Annotated in this window: 16 protein-coding genes and 1 pseudogene; 11 read left to right on the top strand and 6 right to left on the bottom strand. The window is 71.6% G+C overall.

What is annotated here, in order from left to right; all coding sequences use genetic code 11:
- Nucleotides 1-35 precede the first annotated feature (35 nt).
- The 4 genes from ACYVIH_RS07220 to ACYVIH_RS07205 all read left to right on the top strand — a co-directional run bounded on the left by ACYVIH_RS07220 (nt 36) and on the right by ACYVIH_RS07205 (nt 5,293).
- The gene (locus tag ACYVIH_RS07220; RefSeq protein ID WP_460867645.1) at nt 36-1,010 is read left to right on the top strand and encodes an ERCC4 domain-containing protein; all 975 of its coding nucleotides are present in this window, start codon (nt 36-38) and stop codon (nt 1,008-1,010) included.
- A 145-nt stretch (nt 1,011-1,155) separates the two neighbouring features.
- A complete protein-coding gene (locus ACYVIH_RS07215; RefSeq protein WP_460867644.1) occupies nt 1,156-4,035 on the top strand; it encodes an aconitate hydratase in 2,880 nt (959 codons plus the stop codon).
- 35 nt (nt 4,036-4,070) lie between these two features.
- A complete protein-coding gene (locus tag ACYVIH_RS07210) occupies nt 4,071-4,769 on the top strand; it encodes a TSUP family transporter (protein ID WP_460867642.1) in 699 nt (232 codons plus the stop codon).
- A gap of 119 nt (nt 4,770-4,888) precedes the next feature.
- Nucleotides 4,889-5,293: a secondary thiamine-phosphate synthase enzyme YjbQ gene (locus ACYVIH_RS07205; protein ID WP_460867640.1), complete on the top strand. Its 405-nt coding sequence runs from the start codon at nt 4,889-4,891 to the stop codon at nt 5,291-5,293.
- Here the strand turns inward: ACYVIH_RS07205 and ACYVIH_RS07200 are convergent.
- Nucleotides 5,290-5,670 (bottom strand): annotated as a pseudogene (locus ACYVIH_RS07200) (2'-5' RNA ligase family protein); the annotation flags it as partial. The gene ACYVIH_RS07205 and the pseudogene ACYVIH_RS07200 sit on opposite strands and share 4 nt — an antisense overlap.
- A gap of 72 nt (nt 5,671-5,742) precedes the next feature.
- Nucleotides 5,743-5,940 carry a hypothetical protein gene (locus ACYVIH_RS07195; protein WP_460867639.1) on the bottom strand — a complete coding sequence of 66 codons (198 nt, stop codon included), beginning with the start codon at nt 5,938-5,940 and terminating at the stop codon, nt 5,743-5,745.
- Nucleotides 5,941-5,975: 35 nt separating this feature from the next.
- Between ACYVIH_RS07195 and ACYVIH_RS07190 the strand changes: the two genes are divergently transcribed.
- From ACYVIH_RS07190 to ACYVIH_RS07180, 3 genes are all read left to right on the top strand, one after another.
- Nucleotides 5,976-6,911: an SMP-30/gluconolactonase/LRE family protein gene (locus ACYVIH_RS07190; RefSeq protein WP_460867637.1), complete on the top strand. Its 936-nt coding sequence runs from the start codon at nt 5,976-5,978 to the stop codon at nt 6,909-6,911.
- Between the two features lie 98 nt (nt 6,912-7,009).
- Entirely contained in the window at nt 7,010-9,166 is a 2,157-nt protein-coding gene (locus ACYVIH_RS07185; protein WP_460867635.1) for an MMPL family transporter, read from the top strand.
- A 69-nt stretch (nt 9,167-9,235) separates the two neighbouring features.
- Complete coding sequence (locus tag ACYVIH_RS07180) at nt 9,236-9,961, top strand: hemerythrin domain-containing protein (RefSeq protein ID WP_460867632.1); 726 nt, start codon at nt 9,236-9,238, stop codon at nt 9,959-9,961.
- Here the strand turns inward: ACYVIH_RS07180 and ACYVIH_RS07175 are convergent.
- A complete protein-coding gene (locus tag ACYVIH_RS07175) occupies nt 9,958-13,338 on the bottom strand; it encodes a BTAD domain-containing putative transcriptional regulator (RefSeq protein WP_460867630.1) in 3,381 nt (1,126 codons plus the stop codon). The two genes, ACYVIH_RS07180 and ACYVIH_RS07175, sit on opposite strands and share 4 nt — an antisense overlap.
- A 94-nt stretch (nt 13,339-13,432) precedes the next feature.
- Here ACYVIH_RS07175 and ACYVIH_RS07170 point away from each other — a divergent pair, with 94 nt between their 5' ends.
- Together ACYVIH_RS07170 and dxs are read left to right on the top strand one after the other, a co-directional pair.
- Nucleotides 13,433-13,804: a hypothetical protein gene (locus tag ACYVIH_RS07170; RefSeq protein ID WP_460867628.1), complete on the top strand. Its 372-nt coding sequence runs from the start codon at nt 13,433-13,435 to the stop codon at nt 13,802-13,804.
- A 92-nt stretch (nt 13,805-13,896) separates the two neighbouring features.
- A complete protein-coding gene (dxs, locus tag ACYVIH_RS07165; protein WP_460867625.1) occupies nt 13,897-15,804 on the top strand; it encodes a 1-deoxy-D-xylulose-5-phosphate synthase in 1,908 nt (635 codons plus the stop codon).
- Between the two features lie 109 nt (nt 15,805-15,913).
- On the opposite strand, the gene ACYVIH_RS07160 is transcribed toward dxs, so the two are convergent.
- The 3 genes from ACYVIH_RS07160 to ACYVIH_RS07150 form a co-directional block, all read right to left on the bottom strand.
- A complete protein-coding gene (locus ACYVIH_RS07160) occupies nt 15,914-18,019 on the bottom strand; it encodes a 3-hydroxyacyl-CoA dehydrogenase NAD-binding domain-containing protein (protein ID WP_460867623.1) in 2,106 nt (701 codons plus the stop codon).
- Nucleotides 18,019-19,245 (bottom strand): thiolase family protein, encoded by a 1,227-nt coding sequence (locus ACYVIH_RS07155; RefSeq protein ID WP_460867621.1) that lies wholly within the window; start codon nt 19,243-19,245, stop codon nt 18,019-18,021. Before ACYVIH_RS07155 ends, ACYVIH_RS07160 begins: the two co-directional genes overlap by 1 nt.
- A 118-nt stretch (nt 19,246-19,363) precedes the next feature.
- Nucleotides 19,364-20,077: a DNA alkylation repair protein gene (locus ACYVIH_RS07150; RefSeq protein WP_460867618.1), complete on the bottom strand. Its 714-nt coding sequence runs from the start codon at nt 20,075-20,077 to the stop codon at nt 19,364-19,366.
- A 98-nt stretch (nt 20,078-20,175) separates the two neighbouring features.
- Between ACYVIH_RS07150 and ACYVIH_RS07145 the strand changes: the two genes are divergently transcribed.
- Together ACYVIH_RS07145 and ACYVIH_RS07140 are read left to right on the top strand one after the other, a co-directional pair.
- Nucleotides 20,176-21,111 carry a proteasome assembly chaperone family protein gene (locus ACYVIH_RS07145; protein ID WP_460867615.1) on the top strand — a complete coding sequence of 312 codons (936 nt, stop codon included), beginning with the start codon at nt 20,176-20,178 and terminating at the stop codon, nt 21,109-21,111.
- Nucleotides 21,112-21,119: 8 nt separating this feature from the next.
- Nucleotides 21,120-21,980, top strand: a complete 861-nt coding sequence (locus ACYVIH_RS07140) for an acyl-CoA thioesterase (RefSeq protein ID WP_460867613.1) — start codon at nt 21,120-21,122, stop codon at nt 21,978-21,980.
- Nucleotides 21,981-22,010 lie beyond the last annotated feature (30 nt).

Raw genomic sequence — 22,010 nt, 5'->3', positions numbered from 1 at the left:
CTTCACCAGCCGTCCGGCCTCGCTATCGTGACTGCGTGCCGGAGGACTTCGTGATCGCCCGCAACGCCGAGCCCGGGTCGACGCTGCCGTACCTCCTCCGGCTGCCGCTCGGGGACGGGATCATCCTCAAGGCCAAGGACACCTGGCCGCGCACCGGCAAGGTCTACTGCCACCGTGTCGAGGACTGGCCCGCCGACGCCGAGATCATCGAGCGTGTGCCGGTGAGGTCCTGTGTACGACGGGGGGCGGCGATCGACCTCGTGCTTGACCGCAGCCGGGAGAACCGCTCCCAGATTGTCGTCACCAACGCCCGAGGTCGGCAGATGATCTTCTGGCAGACCGCCCGCACCGCCAAGCAGGCACGGCCGGCGGTGACCCTCCCCGGCGCCCGCGCCAGCGGAATCGGCGACCTCGAGATCGCGGTCGACATCCGCGAGCGCTATCCGTTCACCTTTGCCGACCGGCAGGCTACAGTCCGGCGCGAGCCGCTCAGTGCCGGCGACTACGGACTCATCGTCGACGGGCGGTTGCAGGCGACGGTGGAGCGCAAGTCCTTGGCAGACCTCGTCTCCTCGCTGACCACGGGCAAGCTCAAGTTCCAGCTCACCGAGCTGTCCGCAGTTCCACGAGCCGCGGTGGTCGTCGAAGATCGCTACTCCCAGGTCTTCAAGCTCGACCGGGTCCGGCCCAGCGTCGTGGCCGATGCGATCGCAGAGTGTCAGGTGCGGTTCCCGACGGTGCCGATTGTGTTCTGCGAGACCCGCAAGCTTGCCCAGGAGTGGACCTATCGCTTCCTCGCAGCCGCTCGGGTCATGCTGTCGGAGGAGAAGATCGGCGACCTCGCCGTACGCGGGCTCGAAGCCGCGCCGCCGCTCGCACCCGCACCGCCAACACCCGCCGACGTACGCCGCTGGGCGACGGCGAACAACGTCGTCGTCTCCGACAGGGGCAGGATCCCGGCAGCGGTGATGGATCAGTACCTCGAGGCTCGCGCCCGAAGCGAGACCTGAGACGGCGGGGCGGATGGTCCTGCTTGCTTGACGTCATGTATCTTGACATCAAGAGATATCGGGCCGGTCGAGCCGAGCCGTTGACGGCGACGGCAAGATGGGTACCCGAAGACGGACGTGACAGCCAGAGGTGAGGAGACGGCAGATGCCGAGCCCCAAGAGTGTGGACAGCTTCGGTGCCAAGGGCACCTTGGACGTGAACGGAAAGTCCTACGAGATCTACCGTCTGGCCTCGGTGGCAGGTGAGGGGCTGGACGTCGAGTCCCTGCCCTACTCGCTGAAGATCCTGCTGGAGAACCTGCTGCGGACCGAGGACGGCGCGAACATCACCGCCGACGACATCCGCGCGCTCGCCGGCTGGGACGCCGATGCCGAGCCCAGCAAGGAGATCCAGTTCACGCCGGCACGCGTGATCATGCAGGACTTCACCGGTGTGCCCTGTGTCGTCGACCTCGCCACGATGCGCGAGGCGATGGCCGAGCTCGGCGGCGACCCGTCGAAGATCAACCCGCTCGCGCCTGCCGAGATGGTCATCGACCACTCCGTGATCGCCGACGTCTTCGGCAGTCCCGAGGCGTTCGAGCGCAACGTCGAGATCGAGTACGAGCGCAACCGCGAGCGCTACCAGTTCCTGCGCTGGGGCCAGGGCGCCTTCGACGACTTCAAGGTCGTCCCGCCCGGCACCGGCATCGTGCACCAGGTCAACATCGAGCACCTGGCCCGCGTCGTCTTCACCCGTGACGACGAGTCGGGTACGACGGTCGCCTACCCCGACACCTGTGTCGGCACCGACTCCCACACCACGATGGTCAACGGCATCGGCGTCGTCGGCTGGGGCGTCGGCGGCATCGAGGCCGAGGCCGCGATGCTCGGCCAGCCGGTGTCGATGCTCATCCCGCGCGTGGTCGGTTTCAAGCTCTCCGGCGAGCTGCCCGAGGGCGCGACCGCGACCGACCTCGTCCTCACGATCACCGAGATGCTGCGCAAGCACGGCGTGGTCGGCAAGTTCGTGGAGTTCTACGGCTCCGGTGTCTCCGCGCTGCCGCTGGCCAACCGCGCCACGATCGGCAACATGTCGCCGGAGTTCGGCTCGACGATCGCGGTGTTCCCGCTCGACGAGGAGACCGTGAACTACCTGCGGCTCACCGGCCGGTCCGACGAGCAGCTCGCCCTGGTCGAGGCCTACGCCAAGGAGCAGGGCCTCTGGCACGACCCGGACGCCGAGCCGCGCTACTCCGAGAAGCTCGAGCTCGACCTCGCGACCGTCGTACCGTCGCTGGCCGGCCCGAAGCGGCCGCAGGACCGGGTGTCGCTCAGCGACGCCAAGGCGGCGTTCCGGACCGCGCTCGCCGACTACGTCACCGAGGACGAGACCGGTGGCGAGTCGCGCAAGCCCGGTGTCCCGGGTCAGGAGAAGCCGTTCGGCGTGGTGTCCGCCGCCGACGAGGCGTCCGCCGAGTCGTTCCCGGCCAGCGACGCCCCGGCGTACTCCGCCGACAGCAACGGCGGCGGCGAGCCGGCCGACTGGCACAACCACGCGCCCGCGGCCGCCGACGGCCGTCCCTCGAACCCCGCCGCGGTGAAGCTCGCCGACGGCACCGAGTTCGAGATCGACCACGGTGCCGTCACGATCGCGGCGATCACCTCGTGCACCAACACCTCGAACCCCTCGGTGATGATCGGTGCGGCCCTGCTCGCCAAGAAGGCCGTCGAGAAGGGCCTCCAGCGCAAGCCGTGGGTGAAGACCACGCTGGCGCCGGGCTCGAAGGTGGTCTCCGACTACTACGAGCGAGCCGGCCTCACGCCGTACCTCGACAAGCTCGGCTTCAACCTGGTCGGCTACGGCTGCACCACCTGCATCGGCAACTCCGGTCCGCTCATCCCCGAGGTGAGCAAGGCGGTCAACGACAACGACCTCGCGGTCGTCTCGGTGCTCTCGGGCAACCGCAACTTCGAGGGCCGGATCAACCCCGACATCAAGATGAACTACCTGGCGTCCCCGCCGCTGGTCGTGGCCTACGCGCTGGCCGGGTCGATGGACGTCGACCTGTTCAACGACAGCCTCGGCAAGGACACCGAGGGCAACGACGTCTTCCTGAAGGACATCTGGCCCTCGCCGCAGGAGGTCGAGGAGGTCATCGGCCAGGCGATCACCTCCGAGATGTTCACCAAGGACTACGCCGACGTGTTCGCCGGCGACGAGCGCTGGCAGTCGCTGCCGACGCCGGAGGGCGACACCTTCGCGTGGGACGAGAGCTCGACCTACGTCCGCAAGGCGCCGTACTTCGACGGGATGCCCGACGAGCCGGCCCCGGTCGAGGACATCGAGGGCGCCCGGGTGCTGCTCAAGCTCGGTGACTCGGTGACCACCGACCACATCTCGCCGGCCGGTGCGATCAAGAAGGACTCGCCGGCGGGCAAGTACCTCGCCGAGCACGGCGTGGAGCAGCGGGACTTCAACTCCTACGGGTCGCGGCGCGGAAACCACGAGGTGATGATCCGCGGCACGTTCGCCAACATCCGGCTGCGCAACCAGCTCGCGCCGGGCACCGAGGGCGGCTTCACCCGTGACTTCACGAAGGACGGTGAGGTGACGACGGTGTTCGAGGCGTCGGAGAGCTACCTCGCCGCCGGCACCCCGCTCGTCGTGCTGGCCGGCAAGGAGTACGGTTCCGGCTCGTCGCGCGACTGGGCGGCCAAGGGCACCGCGCTGCTCGGCGTCAAGGCCGTGATCGCGGAGTCCTACGAGCGGATCCACCGCTCCAACCTGATCGGCATGGGCGTGCTCCCGCTCCAGTTCCCCGAGGGCGAGAACGCCGAGTCGCTCGGTCTGACCGGCGAGGAGACCTTCTCGATCACCGGCGTGACCGCCCTGAACGACGGCTCCATCCCGAGCACGGTGAAGGTCACGGCCGGCGACGTCGAGTTCGACGCCAAGGTCCGCATCGACACCCCCGGTGAGGCGGCGTACTACCGCAACGGCGGGATCATGCAGTACGTCCTGCGCAGCCTGCTGAAGGGCTGACGATCCTCGGTGTAGAGACCTGGGTGGCGGCCGTCATGGCCGCCACCCTTGTCGTTGCCGCAGGCGTGCAGGGGCTGATCGGGCTGGGCCTCGGCCTGGTCGCCGCACCGGTCGTCGCGCTGGTCGCCCCCGAGCTGATGCCGGAGTTCATGCTCTGGCTGGGGCTGATGATGCCGTTCGTGACCCTGGTGCGTGAGCACCACGAGATCGACTGGCGCGGGCTGGGCCTGTCGATCCCGGCGCGGATCGTCGGCACCGCCGTCGGTGTCGCTCTCGTCGCCGCCATCCCCACCGCAGGGCTCGGTGTCGCGGTCGGACTGATGGTGCTGCTCAGCGTGCTGCTGACCGCGCGCGCCGTCGAGATCCGGGTCACCCCGGTGACGCTGTCGGCCGCCGGCTTCCTCTCCGGAGTGGCTGGTACGGCGACCTCGGTCGGCGGACCTCCGATGGCGATCCTCTACCAGCACCGGCCGCCGCGGCAGATCCGCTCGACACTGGGACTGTTCTTCATCGTCGGGGCGGGAATGAGCCTGGCGGGACTGGCCCTGGCCGGCCGGGCGGAGCTCACGACCTTCCTGCTGGCGTTGACCATGGTGCCCGCCCTGGTGCTGGGCTTCGCCCTCTCGCGCCTCGTCGACCGGCGGATTCCACGGCACCACATCCGCACCGGTGTGCTCGTCGTGTCGGCGCTGTCGGCGGTCGCCGCGCTGGTCCGGTCGCTGCTCACCCTGTGACCCCACCGGTGCCGTCGAACATGCAGCTACGGCCTCGCGCCCGCCGGGCTCCGCGGCCCGACGCCGGCGGAAGGCCCAGCTGCATGTTCGACGGGCGCTGAACGGGCAGGATGTGGCCCATGCGCTCCGAGACGTACTCCTACACGACCGGTGGCCGGGACACAGTCCTCGACATCACCCGCGACTGCGCCAGCTTCGCCGCCGGGCACGGCGACGGCCTGCTACACGTCTTCGTCCCGCACGCCACCGCCGGGATCGCGATCCTGGAGACCGGCGCCGGCAGCGACGACGACCTGCTCGCGCTGCTCGCTGACCTGCTTCCCGCCGACGACCGGTGGAAGCACCGGCATGGCTCGCGCGGACACGGCCGCTCGCACGTGATGCCGGCGCTCGTGCCGCCGTACGCCACCGTCCCGGTGATCGGTGGTGAGCTCGCGCTCGGCACGTGGCAGAGCATCTGCCTGGTCGACCTCAACGTCGACAACCACGAACGCGAGGTCCGGCTCAGCTTCCTAGCGGGCTAGGTGGGCCCGACGCCCGATCGCCCCAGCGGAAGCTCGGCGACGGTGCTCCATGAGTCCGGCGCCGATGTGCCCTGGATCAGCACGGCGCGGTCGACGCGCGCCCTCACCGGGAGGCCGCTGTCGAGGGTGGCCGCCACGCGCCGTAGGTCTGAGGGCGATCCCAGCCGGGACTCGCCGACGGTGAGGTGTGGCACCACATCGTCGTGTGCGCCGCCGTACGGCGGATGCTGGGGGAATGCGTGCCACACCGCGTCGGTCAGTGCTCGGAACGGCTCGTCCGGATCGGGGACGAGCCACAGCACGTCCTGCCCGAACCAGCCCCAGCGCCTGAAGCTGCACTCGAAGACCGGCACAGAGGCCACCGCCGAGGCCAGCCTGCCGACGACTGCTCGGCCTCGGGCACCGGCACGATGACGGCGGTCTTGGTCGGCTGCGGTCGCACGCTCGTCTTACCTGACCGGCCGGTATCGCGAGCGCGGGTGCTCGTCGCGGACGTACCAGACTGCCCAGGTCAGCGGGAAGAGAACGCCGCTCAGCACGGCGAGCAGCCAGCCCGCACCTCGTCGGCGGCCGCCGACCACGGTCAGTGCCACCACCGCCAGTAGCGGGGCAGCCAGGGCCGCGACCAAGAGGGCTTCGGATGTCACACGGCCCATTCTGCAGCCCTGTAACCTCCGGTGCCATGACGAAGCACGCTGCCGCCGCCGCCCCGCTGACCGTGGTGCCCGTGCCGGGGCACGGAGCCGAGGACGTGCTGGTCGGCGCGGACGGCGCCGTCTACACCGGCACCGAGGACGGCGCGATCTGGCGGATCCGCGACGCGGGTGCGCGTCTGGAGCGGGTGGCCGACACCGGCGGGCGCCCGCTGGGCCTGGAGTGGCTGCCCGACGGACGGATGCTGGTCTGTGACGCACGCCGGGGCCTGCTCGCGCTCGACACCGCTACAGGTACGACCGAGATCCTCACTGAGCTGGTCCACGGCCGCCGGATGGCGTTCTGCAACAACGCGGCCGTCGCGGCCGACGGCACGATCTGGTTCACCGACTCCTCCCGAATCTACGGGATCGACCAGTGGAAGGCCGACATGGTGGAGAACACCACCTCGGGCCGGCTGCTTCGTCGCGACCCCGACGGCACGGTGACCGTGGTCCTCGACGGGCTCCGGTTCGCCAACGGTGTCGCCCTGTCCGCGGACGAGTCCTTCGTCGCGGTCGCCGAGACGGCCGGGCGGACCGTCGTACGCCACTGGCTGACCGGCGACCGCGCCGGGCAGCGTGACCACCTGGTCGCCGACCTGCCGGGCTACCCGGACAACATCGCTCGCGGCAGCGACGGACTGGTCTGGGTGACCATCGCCTCGCCGAAGGACCCGGTGGTCGAGGGTCTGATGCGGGGCCCGATGCCGTTGCGGCGCGCGGCCTGGCGACTTCCGGCTCCGCTGCAGCCCAAGCCGAAGCGCACCGCCCGGGTGATGGCCTTCGACGAGGCCGGCCGCACCGTGCACGACCGGTCCGTCGACGCCTCGTCGTTCCACATGGCGACCGGGGTGCGCGAGCACGACGGCCGGGTGTGGCTGGGCAGCCTCGTCGAACCCGCCGTCGCCATGTTCGAGGTCTGAGCCCGGCGGCCACGGCCGTCCCCAGTCAGCCCCCAGAGACGCTGCAGCGCCTCGTCCCAGGCTGGTCGCGACCTTCCACGACCACCTGGAGATGAAGCATGTCACGTTTCCTGTACCGACTCGGGCTCGGCACCGCCGCACACCCCTGGCGGACGATCCTCGCGTGGCTCGCCGTGGCCACCGCCGCCTTCGCACTGGCCGCCGGCTACGGCGGGTCGCCCCAGGACGACTACGACGTCCCGGACGCGCGCGCCCAGGCCGGCGTCGAGCTGCTGCGCGACCACGCGCCCGAGTCGGGCGGTGCGCACGCCCGCGTCGTGGTGCACGACCCCGACGGTGGCCCCCTGCCCGTCGCGCAGCTGGAGCAGCTGAGCCGTGGGCTCGCCCAGCTCCCGCACGTCGGTGCCGTGCTCCCGCCCCGGCTGTCCGACGACGGGGACACCGCGATCGTGATGGTGCACTACGACGTGCCGGTCACCCATCCGGATCTGATGGGGGAGACCGAGGCGATCGAGGCCGCGATCGCGCCCGTCCAGGACGCGGGGTTGCAGGTCGAGCTGAGCGGGGACCACCCCGAGAGCGCCGCCCAGGAGATGTCCGGACGCGGTGAGCTGGTCGGCGTCCTGGTCGCGATCGTCCTTCTGGTGTTGGCGTTCGGCTCCGTGGTGAGCGCAGGACTTCCGCTTGCTGTCGCGCTGGTCGGGCTCGCCGTGGGCTCCGGGGGCGTCACCCTGCTGGCGGCGGTGATGGACGTGAGCACCGCCGCGCCCACCGTGGCCACGATGGTCGGGCTCGGGGTCGGTATCGACTACGCCCTGTTGCTGGTCACCCGCCACGTCGAGAACCTCCGTGAGGGGTACGACGTACGGCGGTCCGCCGCACGCGCGACCGCGACGGCCGGCCGGTCGGTGGTCTTCGCCTCGGCGACCGTGCTCGTCTCGCTGATGGGCCTGCGCCTGGCCGGCCTGTCGGTGTACTCCTCCTTCGGCTTCGCCACCGCGATCGCCGTGGTCGCCGTCGCGGCCGCCGCCGTCACGCTGTTGCCGGCGCTTCTGGGGCTGGCCGGGATGCGAGTGCTGCCCAGGCGGGACCGGAGGGGGACGCGCTCGGCGACCCGGCGTCCGCTGACCGAGCGCTGGGCCGGCCGGGTCGGGCGCCGGCCGCTGCCCTGGGCCCTGGCGGCGCTGCTGGTGATGCTCGTCCTGGCCGCACCGGCGCTGGCGATGCGCACCTGGCCGCAGGATGCGGGCACTCGGCCGACCGACCAGACAGCCCGCAAGGCCTACGACCTGGTCAGCGGGGAGTTCGGGCCCGGCGCCAACGGGCTCATGCTGGTCGTCGCCGAGCAGGACAAGGTCTCGCCCGCGGGTCTGGACGAGGTCGTGTCCGATCTCAACGCGCTGCCGGGCGTGGCCGGGGTGGGCCCGATCGGCCGGTCCTCGGACGACGCGCTCGCGTTCTTCGAGGTGCAACCCGACTTCGCTCCCACCGACGAGCGGACCGGCCCGTTGGTCGAGCAGATCCGCGCCGAGGTCCTGCCCGACGGTGTCGAGCTCACCGGCATCACCCCGATGTTCGCCGACATCGCCGACCTGCTCACCGAGCGGATCCTGCTGGTGATCGGCTTCGTGGTCGGCGTGTCGGTGATCCTCCTCGCGATGGTGTTCCGCTCGGTCGTGGTCCCGGTCAAGGCCGCGGTGATGAACCTGCTGTCGATCGGGGCCGCCTACGGCGTGGTCACCGCGGTCTTCCAGTGGGGCTGGGGCAGCGACCTGCTCGGCATGGACCACGCCGTCCCGGTCTCGAGCTGGTTGCCGGTGCTGATGTTCGCGATCCTCTTCGGCCTGTCCATGGACTACGAGGTGTTCCTGCTGTCGCGGGTCCGCGAGGACTGGCTCGCCACGGGGGAGGCGCGGGCGAGCGTCGTACGCGGCCTCTCCTCGACCGGCCGGGTGATCTCGGCGGCCGCGGCGATCATGATCGCGGTCTTCCTCGGCTTCGCGACCGAGGCCGACGTGGTCGTGAAGATGCTCGGCTTCGGTATGGCGGTCGCGATCCTGCTCGACGCCACGGTGATCCGGATGGTCCTCGTCCCGGCGACCATGGCCCTCCTGGGACACCGCAACTGGTGGCTTCCCGCCTGGCTGGACCGCCTCCTGCCGAGCATCGAGGCCGACGTGGCGCACCTCGACTGGGACGACTTCCCTGCAGCTCCCGACGCGGAGCACGACGACCGCACGCCCGTGGGCGTCTGACCTCGATCCGCCGACAACGCAGATCCGTGACGCCCGCGCCGCGGGCGACCTACCAACCAGGAGACACAGATGGACAGCACGACCAAGCAGCAGACGTGGCCGACCCAGCTCGACCTGCCCGGCCAGGCGAGCGTGGCCGAGGGGCCGGTGGCGCTCGACGCGATGTACCTGATGCATCACGCGTTCCGTCGCGACCTCACCGCTTTCACGGCGGCCGCCCGCAGCACCCCGGTGTCGGACCGGGCCGCGTGGCGGGCGCTCGCCGAGCGCTGGACGCTCTTCTCCGAGACCCTCCACCATCACCACAGTGGGGAGGACGCCGGCCTCTGGCCCTTGCTGCTCGACCGGGCCGACCAGGAGGGCCGGGAGACGCTGGAGGCGATGGAGGCCGAGCACGCCGAGATCGACCCGCTCCTCGAGGGCTGCGCTGCCGGCTTCCGCCGGTTGGCCGCGACGGCGGACGAGGACGCCCGCGTGGCGCTGGCAGCACGCCTCGAGGCGGCTCGTGACAGCCTCGGACGGCACCTGGTGCACGAGGAGACCGAGGCGCTGCCGCTGGTGCAGCGACTGATGTCGCAGGCGGAGTGGGAGCGCATGGAGGAGGAGCACTTCAAGAAGGGCCTGCAGCTCTCCCGGATCCTCCAGATCGTGCCCTGGGCGAGCTACGGTGTGCCCGCGCACGTCCGCGAGCGCCTGCTTCGGGAGTCCGGCTGGCTGTTCCGGGTGGTCTGGCGGCTCACCCGCCGCAGGTTCGCCCGGCGGGAGCAGGTGGCCTTCGCCCACATCGGGGGCTAGAACCGGTACCGGTCCCGCTGGTCGTGCAGCCACTGCTCGGCCAGCGGGATCCGCCATGCCCGGCACAGCTCGAGCGCCGACTCGGCGTGCTGCGTTGCGAGCTCGGTCTCCCCGAGCGCGGCTGCCGACATCGCCAGGAAGGCGTCCACCGGCCCGAACGCCATGCCGGACCCCGCCATGCAGGGACGGCCGGCATACGGCGCCAGCAGGTCGTAGCTGGTCCGGGCCAGGTCGGTGTCCTGGAGAGCGAGGGCGGCTTCGGCGGCGAGGCTCCACGGCAGCATGGAGAACCAGTTGTCCGCGGTCAGGTCGACCGTGCGCGCCGCCCGGTGGGCGCGTGCCTCCTCGATCCGGCCCGCCCGCACGAGCAGCGCGAGCACGGCCGGGGTGACGGACAGGTTGCTGTGGTCCTCGGCCTCCAGCACGCGCGGGAGCAGCTGCTCGGGGACGCGCTGCCACATGCCGATGCTGAGCTCGGCGCCCGCGACGGCGTTGTCCAGCTGGGCGAGCGCCATCCGCTCGCCGGTCGCCACCAGGTGGTCGGTCAGCCGCCGGGCGAGGTCCCACTCGCCGCGCATGGCGTGCCAGGGCACCTCGAGGCTGTCCAGTACGACGAGGGGGTACAGCTGCCGGTGCTGCTCGGCCCGGCGCCGTGCCTCGGCGGCGACGGTCTGCATGGTGTCGACGTCACCGAGCTCGCCTGCGACCACGGCCCGCACCGTCAGTGCGGCGGTCAGCGCCGACGGGTCCTCGATCTGGTGGGCCAGCCGGACCGCCTCCTCGGCGAGGGCCCGGCGATGCTCGGCGGTCGCGGCCCGCCAGATGCTGACGAACGCGGTCTGACAGGCCTCCAGACGGAGAGAGGGGTCGCCGATCCTGCGTGCCATGGCGAGTCCCTCGCGCGCGAGAGCCTCGCGCTCCTCCGCACAGGCCCCGTAGTACGTCTCGGTGGCGAGGCCGAGCAGCGCCCGGCAGCGCAGCACGCTGTCGCCCGGCGGCAGCTCGTCGAGTGCTCGACGCAAGGCGTCGATCGTGACCTCGTCCCGCTCCCCGTGGTAGGCGGCCTGCCAGAGCGCGCCGCTGCTCGGCACGGTGGCCGCTCGAGCGAGCAGCTCGACGTCGCCGACCCAGTCGGCGAGCTCGATCATCCGGTGCACGACCCGCCGCAGATCGACCCACTTGCCGGCAAGGCGCAGCGTGGTCGCCAGGCTCATCAGCACGTCGTACTCGTCGACCGTGCTCGCCGAGGCGTCGTCGTCGAGCAGCGCGACGGCCTGCTCCAGCAACAGCTGCGCCTCGTCGTAGGCGTAGACCAGGCGGGCCTCGTGGGCCGCGGCGACGGCGGCCCGCCAGGCGTGGCCGGCGTACGTCGGACCGGCGGCGAGCCAGTGCCGGGCGACCTCGGTCTCCCGGCCGGCGTGACCCTCGAGTGCCTCGGCGACCAGCCGGTGCGCGCGGCTCCTGCGCGAGGGGGACAGTGCGGTGTAGACGGTGTCGCGCACCAGCGCGTGCGCGAACCGGAACCGGTCTGCCCCGGCGTCGAGGACCAGTCCGGCGGAGATCGCGCTGTCGAGGGCGTCGAGCGCCTCGTCCTCACCGGTGCCGGTGGCGCGTGCCAGGGTGCCGAGGTCGAAGTCGCGGCCGATGACCGAGGCGGTCCGCAGCAGCCGCGCGCTGTCGGCGGGAAGGCGCTCCACCCGGCGGGCGAGCACGTCCTGGACCGCCGCGGGCGGGTCGGGCTCCGCGAGCAGCCCGGCCAGGTCGCCGCCGTGCTCGACGAGCCGGGCGTACTCGACCAGGAAGAACGGGTTCCCCTCGGTCCGGGCGCGCAGCGCGGCGGCCTGCTCGGCGGTGGGTTCGGTGTCGGCGACGGTGTGGACCATCTCCGCGACCTGGTCGGCGTCGAGGCCCGCCAGGTGCAGGCGGAGCGCGTGACGCCGGGCGAGGCCGTCGGCGACCGCGGCGAGCGGGCCGGTCGGCGGTGGCTTGTCCCGCCAGGTCGCGACCACGGCGAGTGCACCTTCGCGAGCGGTCTCCAGGAGCAGTCCGAGCACCCGCAGGGAGGAGACGTCGGCCCAGTGCAGGTCGTCGAGCACGACCAGCAGCGGCTGCTCCCGGGACGCCTCGAGCACGCGGGTGCAGATGTCGTCCCAGACGCGGAACCTCGTGCTCTCGTCCTGGGTGCCGGCCTCGACCGGCAGGCTGTGGCCCAGCTCGGCCAGGACGTCGGCCCAGGGCCACAGCGGTGGTGCTCCCTCGTCCTGGGAGCAGCGTCCGAGCAGCACCCGCACGCCGCGTGCGGTCGCCACGGCGGCGAGCTCCTCGGTGAGCCGGCTCTTGCCCATGCCGGGCTCACCGACCACCACCGCGAACTGCGGGATGCCGCCGGCGGCTCCGTCGAGCGTCGCGACCAGTGCTGTCAGCTCGCCGGCCCGGCCCACCAGCGGCCAGCTCGGCCGCGGGTGGCCGGTGGCCCGGCGCGGTGCGTCCGGTCGGGGCTCGCGGACCAGCCCCGCCGGGGCGCCGGACAGGGTTGTCGCAGCAGGTCCGCCGGCCGGAGGGACGAAGGCCAGGTCCGGGTCCTGGCGGAGTACGGCGGTCTGCAACCGCTGCAGCTCACCGCCCGGCTCGATGCCCAGCTCCTCGGCGAGCAGCCGCCGCACCTGGCCGAGCACGTCGAGCGCATCGGCCTGCCGACCGGACCTGGTCAGCGCGATGGCACGCAGCGCCCACAGCCGTTCCCGGAGCGGGTAGGCCGAGGTCAGCGCCTCGAGGTCCGCGGCGACCGGGGCGTGGTGGCCCAGCGCGATGCCGGCGGCGGCCTTGTCCTCGAGCGCGACCAGCCGGAGCTCCTCCAGGCGGACCCGTTCCGCCACGGCCGCCGGAGCGTCCTCGAGCTCCAGGAACGGGCTGCCGCGCCACAGGGCGAGCGCCTCGTCGAGCGTCGCCACGCTGTGGGCGAGGTCGGCGGCCGACGTGGTGGCGGGGGTCGTGCCGCCTGCCGGGACCGCGGCCATCGGTGCCAGCACGCGGTGTGCCGAGGAGACGGCCGCCTCGAAGCGGGTGACGTCGAGAGCCGTGTCGGGGAGGGCGAGCGCATAGCCGGGGGCGACCGTGACGAGCACCCGGGACGCCGTACGCGCCGGCCGCTCCGGCTCGAGAGCTCGCCGCAGCCCGGCGACGTAGGACTGCAGCGTCGCCGTGACGCCGCCCGGCGCCCGGCCGGCCCAGAGCAGGTCGACGAGGGTGTCGGCGGACACCGGCCGACCACGGTGCAGCGCCAGGGCAGCCAGCAGCGCGCGCTGCTTGCGCGTGCCCAGGTCGACGCGGGCGTCGCCGCGCCAGGCCTCGGTGGGACCGAGCGTGCCCACTCGCATCCTCGGAGGATAAGGGGGAGTGCCCGGCCGGAGGGCGGGATTTCCGACTGGACTAGCTCGAACAGGTGTTCGAAAGATGACGTATCCTGGACGCATGGTCCAGCACGTCGCCCCTCCGGGCTGGCCGCGCCAGGTGCGGCCACCCGACGCCCCCGACTGGGAGCGGACCGCCCAGGCCTGGCTGCTTGACATCTGCCCGCCGGAGTACCGCTCCTACCCGGTGCTGCGCCGGCACCCGGTCGTGCTCGCCCGCTTCGCGGTGCTGCACGTCGAGGCGTCCCAGGCCGCGGTGCGCCGAGGGTTGAGCGAGGCGCGGTGGATCCTGCGCGACGTCGCCGACCCCGACACCGTCGAGCGGGCGATCGAGACCTGGCACGAGGAGTCGGCGCGGCTCGCCGCCGAGCGGCGTGCGGTCGGGCTGGTCGAGGAGGCACTGCGCGGCAAGCGGTTCGTGGCGCGTCTGTAGCGCGACTCACGCACGGGCTCGCCGCTTTCGGGGTCTGGTCCCGGGGCGACTAGACTCATCGGGTTGTTCGTCGAGGTTGGGAAGATGCACTGATGGGACACCTGGAGTCGATCACCGGGCCGCGCGACCTGCGGGGCCTCGACGACCACCAGCTCGACGAGCTCGCCGCCGAGCTGCGCGACTTCCTCGTCACGAAGGTCTCCCGCACCGGCGGCCACCTCGGCCCCAACCTCGGCGTCGTCGAGCTCACCATGGCGATCCACCGCGTGTTCGACTCGCCCACCGACCGGATCGTCTTCGACACCGGTCACCAGGCCTACGTGCACAAGGCGCTGACCGGTCGCGCCGCGCAGTTCGACACGTTGCGGCAGGAGGGCGGGCTGTCCGGCTACCCGAGCCAGGGCGAGTCCGACCACGACGTCGTGGAGAACTCGCACGCCTCCACCGCGCTGTCCTACGCCGACGGCCTCGCGAAGGCGTACTCGATCCGTGGCGAGGACCGTTACGTGGTCGCGCTGATCGGCGACGGTGCGCTCACCGGCGGCATGGCGTGGGAGGCGTTGAACAACATCGCCGCCGACCAGGACCGCAAGCTGGTCATCGTCGTCAACGACAACGGCCGGTCCTACACCCCGACCGTCGGCGGTTTGGCCAACCACCTCACCACGCTGCGCACCAACCCCCGCTACGAGCAGGTCCTCGACCTGGTCAAGAAGCGCCTCAACGGCGTGCGCGGGGTCGGCCCGGCGGTGTACGACGCGCTGCACGCGGTGAAGAAGGGCATGAAGGACGCCCTCGCCCCGCAGGGCCTCTTCGAGGACCTCGGCCTGAAGTACGTCGGTCCGATCGACGGCCACGACCGACCCACCGTGGAGCAGGCGCTCGCCCAGGCCAAGCGGTTCGGCGGGCCGGTGATCGTGCACGTGATCACCAAGAAGGGCTTCGGGTACGACGCCGCCGAGCGCCACGAGGCCGACAACTTCCACTCGCCCGGGCCGTTCGACGCCCTGACCGGCGTGGAGAACCCCAAGGGCCGGATCTGGACCGACATCTTCGCCGAGGAGATGGTCGCCCTCGGTGACGAGCGCCAGGACATCGTCGGGATCACCGCGGCGATGCTGCACCCGGTCGGGCTCGACCAGTTCGCCGCCCGCTTCCCCGAGCGGACCTTCGACGTCGGGATCGCCGAGCAGCACGCCGCCACCTCCGCGGCCGGCCTCGCGATGGGCGGGCTGCACCCCGTCGTGGCGATCTACGCCACCTTCCTCAACCGCGCCTTCGACCAGGTGCTCATGGACGTGGCGCTGCACAGGTGCGGTGTCACGTTCGTGCTCGACCGCTCCGGGGTCACCGGTGACGACGGCGCCAGTCACAACGGCATGTGGGACATGTCGATCCTCCAGGTGGTGCCCGGCCTGCGCCTCGCGGCTCCCCGCGACGGTGCCCGGCTGCGTGAGCTGCTCCGCGAGGCGGTGCAGGTCGACGACGCCCCGACCGTCGTACGGTTCCCGAAGGGGCCGCCGACCGCCGACATCGAACGGGTCGACAAGGCCGGTTCGATGGACGTGCTGGTGCGCCGGGGCGACAAGGACGTGCTGCTGGTCGGGGTCGGCTCGATGGCTGCGACCGGCGTCGAGGTCGCCGAGCGGCTGGTCGCCCAGGGGATCGGCGTCACCGTCGTCGACCCGCGGTGGGTCAAGCCGCTCGACCCGACGCTGGTCGACCTCGCGCGCGAGCACCGGCTGGTGATGTGCGTCGAGGACAACGGCATCGTCGGCGGGGTCGGCTCCGTGCTCCTGCAGACCCTCAACGACGCCCGGGTGGAGACTCCGGTGCGGCTCCACGGGATCCCGCAGCGCTTCCTCGAGCACGCCAAGCGCGCCAAGATCCTCGACGAGATCGGGCTGACCGCGCAGAAGCTCGCGCGCAGCGTCGTCGAGGACGTCACCGCGCTCGACAACGGCGAGACGCTGGTCGACGTCGAGATCGACCAGCCCTGACTCCTGCGCGGCCTGCTGACCGGTTCGCGGGCCGCCCCTGGCGCACACGAGAAGACCGCCGGCCCCCGGGCACGCAGCACCCGGAGACCGGCGGTCGGTGACCCGAGGGTCAGTGGAACTTCTTGCCGGTGACCTTCTCCGAGATCCCGGTCCGGTCGAGCAGCATGGTGAGGCCGCCGTTCCAGAAGGAGAACCCGGCGCCGGTGATCATGCCGAGGTCGATGTCCTCGGGGCCGACCACGACGCCCTCGTCGAGCATCAGCCGGGCCTCCTCGGCCAGCGCCGAGAGCACCCGCTCGCGCACCTCCTCGGCGCTGAGCGCGGTGTCGCCGGACTCGAACATCGCCGCGACCTCGGGGTCGACCGCGCCGTCGGGGCCGTAGAGGGCCGGCTTGCCCGCGGCGACGAGCTTCTCGAGGTTGGGCGAGACGTAGAACCGGTCCGGGAAGGCCCGGTGCAGGGTCTCGCTGTTGTGCAGCGCGATGGCCGGGCCGACGAGGGAGAGCAGCACGAACGGCGGCATCGGCGCGACCCCGGCGAAGGCGCCGTCGGCGACCTCGATCGGGGTGCCCTCGTCGACGATCCGGCTGACCTCGCCCATGAACCGGCCGAGCAGCCGGTTGACGATGAACGACGGGCTGTCCTTGACCAGGATCGTCGTCTTCTTCAGCGCCTTGCCGGTGGCGAACGCCGTGGCCAGCGTGGCGTCGTCGGTCTGCTCGCCCTTGACGATCTCCAGCAGCGGCATCACCGCGACGGGGTTGAAGAAGTGGAAGCCCACGACCCGCTCGGGGTGCTCGAGGTCCGCGGCCATCTCGGTGATCGACAGCGAGGAGGTGTTCGTCGCCAGGACGCACTCCGGCGAGACGATCGCCTCGACGTCGGCGAAGACGGACTTCTTGACGCCCATCTCCTCGAAGACCGCCTCGATCACGAAGTCGGCGTCGGCGAAGACGTCCTTCTTCTCCACCGACCCGGTGACCAGCGCCTTGAACCGGTTGGCCTTGTCCTGGCTCAAACGACCCTTGAGCAGCAGCTTGTCGAGCTCGTCGTGGACGTAGGCCACGCCCTTGTCCACGCGGGCCTGGTCGAGGTCGGTGAGTACGACGGGCACCTGCAACCGGCGAGCGAACAGCAGCGCCAGCTGGCTGGCCATCAGGCCGGCGCCGACGATGCCCACCTTCGTGACAGGGCGAGCCAGCTTCTTGTCCGGGGCACCGGCGGGCCGCTTGGCACGCTTCTGCACCAGGTCGAAGGAGTACAGGCCGGCCGCCAGCTCCGGGGTCAGGATCAGGTCGGCGAGCGCCTCGTCCTCGGCGGCGAAGCCCTCGTCACGGCCGGTGTCCTTGGCCGCAGCGATCAGGTCCAGGGCCCGGTAGGCGGCCGGCGACGCGCCGCCGGTGCGGGAGTCGGCGATCGAGCGGCCCCTGGCCACGGCGGCGTCCCAGGCCTCGCCCCGGTCGACCTCGGGTCGTTCGACGGTGACCTCACCGTTGAGCACCCGCGCGGCCCAGAGCAGAGACTGCTCCAGGAAGTCCGCGCCGGAGAACTCGGCGTCGGCCAGCCCCATCTCGAACGCGGCGTGGCCGGTGAGGGTCTTGCCCTGGTTGAGCGGGTTCTCGACGACGAGCTTGACGGCCTTCTCGGCGCCGACGAGGTTCGGCACCAGGTACGCGCCGCCCCAGCCGGGCACCAGGCCGAGCATGACCTCGGGCAGGCCGATCGCCGGAGCGCTGTCCTGGACGGTGCGGTAGGTGCAGTGCAGCGCCACCTCGAGGCCACCGCCGAGCGCGAGACCGTTGATGAACCCGAACGACGGCTTGCCACCGTCGACGAGCTTGCGGAACACGCCGTGCCCGATCTGGGCGATCATCTTGGCGTCGTCGCGGCCCGAGAGACCGGTCATCCCGGACAGGTCCGCGCCGGCGGCGAGGATGAACGGCTTGCCGGTGACGCCGATCGCCGCGACGTCGTCGCGTGAGAGCGCCTCGTCGATCGCGGTGTTCAGCGCGGCCAGCCCCTTGGGGCCGAAGGTGTTCGGCCGGGTGTGGTCGAGCCCGTTGTCGAGGGTGATCAGCGCCATCGTGCCGGCGCCGTACGGCAGGTCGACGTAGCGCAGCTTGGCGTCGGTGACGACCTCGTCGCCGGAGAGCGCGGCCCCGCGGTCGAGGAGCGCCTGGAGCTCGCTTCCGGTGGGTGAGCTTGTCGAAGCCATCAGGCAGCGCCTTCCTCGGTCTTGTCCGACGCGGCGGCGCCGGTCCAGTGCGGGTTCTCCCAGATCACGGTGCCGCCCATGCCGAGGCCGATGCACATCGTGGTCATGCCGTAGCGGACCTCGGGGCGCTCCTCGAACTGGCGGGCGAGCTGGTTCATCAGGCGCACGCCGGAGGAGGCCAGCGGGTGACCCATCGCGATCGCGCCGCCGTAGGGGTTGACCCGGGCGTCGTCGTCGGCGATGCCGAAGTGCTCGAGGAAGGCGAGCACCTGGACGGCGAAGGCCTCGTTGATCTCGAACGCGTCGATGTCGTCGATGGTCAGCCCGGCCTGCTTGAGCGCCTTCTCGGTGGCCGGGATCGGGCCCGCGCCCATGACCTCGGGCTCGACACCGGCGAAGGAGTAGGACACCAGCCGCATCTTGACCGGGAGGCCCAGCTCGCGCGCGGTCTCCTCGTCGGCGAGCAGGGCCGCGGTGGCTCCGTCGTTCAGGCCGGCGGCGTTGCCCGCGGTGACCCGGCCGTGCGCGCGGAACGGCGTCTTGAGCCCGGCGAGGCTCTCCATCGTGGTCCCCGGTCGCGGCGGCTCGTCCACCGTGGCCAGGCCCCAGCCGCCGTCGGCGGAGCGGGTCGCCACCGGCACCAGGTCCGGCTGGATCTTGTTGTCCGCGTAGGCCTTGGCCGTCTTCTCCTGGGACCGGACGGCGTAGGCGTCGGCGCGCTCCTTGGTGATGCTCGGGTAGCGGTCGTGGAGGTTCTCGGCGGTGTTGCCCATCGAGAGCGCCTCGGGGTCGACGATCTTCTCGGAGATGATCCGGGGGTTCGGGTCGACGCCCTCGCCCATCGGGTGGCGGCCCATGTGCTCGACCCCGCCGGCGATGGCGATGTCGTAGGCGCCGAAGGCGATGCCGCCCGCGGTCGTGGTGACCGCGGTCATCGCGCCGGCGCACATCCGGTCGATGGAGTAGCCGGGCGTGGTCTGCGGCAGCCCGGCCAGCAGCGCAGCGCTGCGGCCGATGGTCAGGCCCTGGTCACCGATCTGGGTCGTGGCGGCGATCGCGACCTCGTCGACGCGCTCCGGCGGCAGGTCGGGGTTGCGCCGCATGAGCTCGCGGATGCACTTGATCACCAGGTCGTCGGCACGCGTCTCGGCGTACTGGCCCTTGGCCTTGCCGAACGGCGTACGCACGCCGTCGACGAAGACGACCTCTCGCAACTGTCGGGCCACGAAGGCTCCTTCATGCGTCGTAGGGGAATGACTCGGGAAACAACACCCGGATGCTACCCGCTGGTAACAAAGCAGAGGAAGGACCTCCGGTGTGCCGGTAGTCACCCCTCTGGACCAGTCAGCCCAGGTGCTTGAGGGCCTCGCGACGCGTCAGCCCGGACAGCGCGGCGGCGTGCTCGTCGACGAAGGCCCGCACCCAGTCCGGGTCGGTGCGGGCGTGCTGTCGCAGCGCCCAGCCGACGGCCTTGCGGATGAAGAAGTTCCGCCCGTGCCGCGAGCCCTCCAGGTTCGCCTCGAGCACGTCCCGGAGCAGGGCTGTGTCGGTGGCGGCCTTGCTCTGCAGCTGGCTGAGGATCGCGGTACGACGGACCCACAGGTGCTCGTCGTGGGCCCACGCCCGGATCGCCGGCGCGACGGCACCGGGACTCCCGCGCAGGATCGGCCCGACCCGGTTGGCCGCGATGTCGTCGACCACGTCCCACCACGCACCGGTCTCGACGAGATGGCGGTACAACGAGAGAGCCGCCGGGTCCTGGTGGGCCCGGTAGTGGCGATGGCCGGTCAGCGCGAGCGCGGCGTACCACTCCTCCCGGAAGCCCGCCTCGTCCCAGAGCAGGCACACCGCACGCTCCCACGTGGTCCGGTCGGGCAGCGGGTGCGCGTCGAGGACGCCCCGCACGGCCTTGCGGAGCTCCGGGGCCCGGACGCCGCGGTAGGGCAGCGTCGACTTCATGTAGGCCTGCATCGCCGGGGCGCGCTCCGGGTCGGCCGCGGCGGCGATCGCGGCACGCAGGTCGGCGACGAGGGTCGCCGCCGGGTCGTCCTGCGACAATGGGGAACGGTCAGGCGGTTGCTGCACGCGGCGACGTTAGCCCGATCCGGCCCACATACCCTGGGTCTCCCGAACGAGTCGAGCCGAAAGGTTGTGTGATGGCAGAAGCCCATCGCTTCGTGCACATCGTCGACGACGTGCCCGAGCTGGAGGGCCAGGCGGACGGTCCCGTCCTGATCCACTCCCTGGACGGGTTCCTCGACGCCGGCAACGCCGCCAACCTCGCCGTCCGCCACCTGCTCGCGCAGTCTCCGGGCCGGGTGGTGGCCAGCTTCTCGATCGACGACTTCTACGACTACCGCGCCCGGCGACCACCGATGTCGTTCGTGGAGAACCACTACGAGGCCTACGAGGCGCCCCGGCTCGTCGTCCGCCTCAACCACGACGACCGCGGCCGACCGTACCTGCTGCTGCACGGGCCCGAGCCGGACGTGCACTGGGAGGCGTTCGCGCAGGCCGTCCGCACGGTGGTGGAGCACTTCGGCGTCCGGCTGACGGTAGCCATCGGCGCGGTCCCGATGGCCGTGCCGCACACCCGGCCGGTGATGCTGACCAACCACGCCACCTCCCCGGACCTGCTGACCCAGGCGAACGTGTGGCGCGGCGGGATCCGCGTGCCCGCCAGCGCCCAGGCGCTGCTGGAGTTCCGCCTGGGGGAGTGGGGCCACCTGGCGGCCGGCTTCGTCGCGCACATCCCGCACTACGTCGCACAGTTCGACTACCCGACGGCCTCGGTGTCCTTGCTGGAGTCGGTCGCGCAGCTCGCCGGTCTCGAGTGGGACCTCGCCGAGCTGCGGGTGGCGGGCGAGGCGAAGATGGTCGAGATCGCGGCGCAGATCGAGGACTCCGCGGAGGTCCGGGACGTGGTGGCCGGCCTGGAGCAGCAGTACGACGCGTTCCACCGGCCCGAGGAGGGCGACGGCTCGGCGCTGCCGCTCGCCGAGGAGCGCGACCTGCCCACCGGCGAGGAGCTCGGCGCCGAGTTCGAACGTTTCCTGGCCGGCCTCGACCGGCGCGACCGACCCGAGGAGTAGGAAGACCTGTGCCCAGTTCTGCCAAGGAGCTCATCGACCTCCTCGACCTCGAGACCATCGACGTCAACCTGTTCCGCGGCACGCAGCCCGACACCCTGCTGCAGCGCGTCTTCGGCGGCCAGGTCGCCGCGCAGGCCCTGGTCGCCGGCGCCCGCACCGTCGAGCCCGAGCGGGAGGTGCACTCGCTGCACAGCTACTTCCTGCGCCCCGGCGACACCGCGGTCCCGATCGTGTACGACGTGGAGCGGATCCGCGACGGGAAGTCGTTCTCGACAAGGCGGATCGTCGCGCGCCAGCACGGGCGCGCGATCTACTTCATGACCGCGAGCTTCCAGGTCCCCGAGGAGGGGTTCGAGCACCAGGACCTGATGCCGCAGGTGCCCTCGCCGGCCGACTCGGTCGACCTCGGTGAGCTCTTCCGGAAGCGGGCTCCGGAGAACGGCGACGAGTGGATGCGGGAGTGGGCGGCGCTGGAGCTGCGCTTCGTCGGCGACTCGCGCCCGGGCGGGGTGCTGCCCAACGACGAGCACCCGTCGCAGTCGCGACTGTGGATCAGGGTCAACGGCGACCTCGGCGAGGACGACCTGCTGCACCGGGCGGCGTTCACCTACGCCAGCGACATGACCCTGCTCGGTTCGACCCTGGTCGCGCACGGCACCCACGTCTCGCACCCGACGATGCAGTCGGCCTCGCTGGACCACACGATCTGGTTCCACCGGCCGTTCCGCGCCGACGACTGGCTGCTCTACGACCAGGTCTCGCCGTCGGCCTCGGGTGCGCGTGGCCTGGCGCTGGGCCGGCTGTTCAGCGAGGACGGGGTGCTGGTGGCGACCGTGGCGCAGGAGGGCCTGATCCGCCGTCGCGGCTGATCGACGTACCACACTTTGTCCGAATCGCCG

Source organism: Nocardioides pakistanensis (genome assembly GCF_054781215.1).
This window is presented reverse-complemented; position numbering and strand designations above follow the sequence as displayed.

Excerpts from the sequence above, each read along its gene's own strand:
- ACYVIH_RS07205 (WP_460867640.1), top strand. The coding sequence starts at position 4,889 with ATGCGCTCCGAGACGTACTCCTACACGACCGGTGGCCGGGACACAGTC.
- ACYVIH_RS07180 (WP_460867632.1), top strand. The coding sequence starts at position 9,236 with ATGGACAGCACGACCAAGCAGCAGACGTGGCCGACCCAGCTCGACCTG.
- ACYVIH_RS07210 (WP_460867642.1), top strand. The coding sequence starts at position 4,071 with ATGGCCGCCACCCTTGTCGTTGCCGCAGGCGTGCAGGGGCTGATCGGG.
- ACYVIH_RS07160 (WP_460867623.1), bottom strand. The coding sequence starts at position 18,019 with ATGGCTTCGACAAGCTCACCCACCGGAAGCGAGCTCCAGGCGCTCCTC.
- ACYVIH_RS07145 (WP_460867615.1), top strand. The coding sequence starts at position 20,176 with ATGGCAGAAGCCCATCGCTTCGTGCACATCGTCGACGACGTGCCCGAG.
- ACYVIH_RS07190 (WP_460867637.1), top strand. The coding sequence starts at position 5,976 with ATGACGAAGCACGCTGCCGCCGCCGCCCCGCTGACCGTGGTGCCCGTG.
- ACYVIH_RS07170 (WP_460867628.1), top strand. The coding sequence starts at position 13,433 with ATGGTCCAGCACGTCGCCCCTCCGGGCTGGCCGCGCCAGGTGCGGCCA.
- ACYVIH_RS07175 (WP_460867630.1), bottom strand. The coding sequence starts at position 13,338 with ATGCGAGTGGGCACGCTCGGTCCCACCGAGGCCTGGCGCGGCGACGCC.
- ACYVIH_RS07185 (WP_460867635.1), top strand. The coding sequence starts at position 7,010 with ATGTCACGTTTCCTGTACCGACTCGGGCTCGGCACCGCCGCACACCCC.
- ACYVIH_RS07215 (WP_460867644.1), top strand. The coding sequence starts at position 1,156 with ATGCCGAGCCCCAAGAGTGTGGACAGCTTCGGTGCCAAGGGCACCTTG.
- dxs (WP_460867625.1), top strand. The coding sequence starts at position 13,897 with ATGGGACACCTGGAGTCGATCACCGGGCCGCGCGACCTGCGGGGCCTC.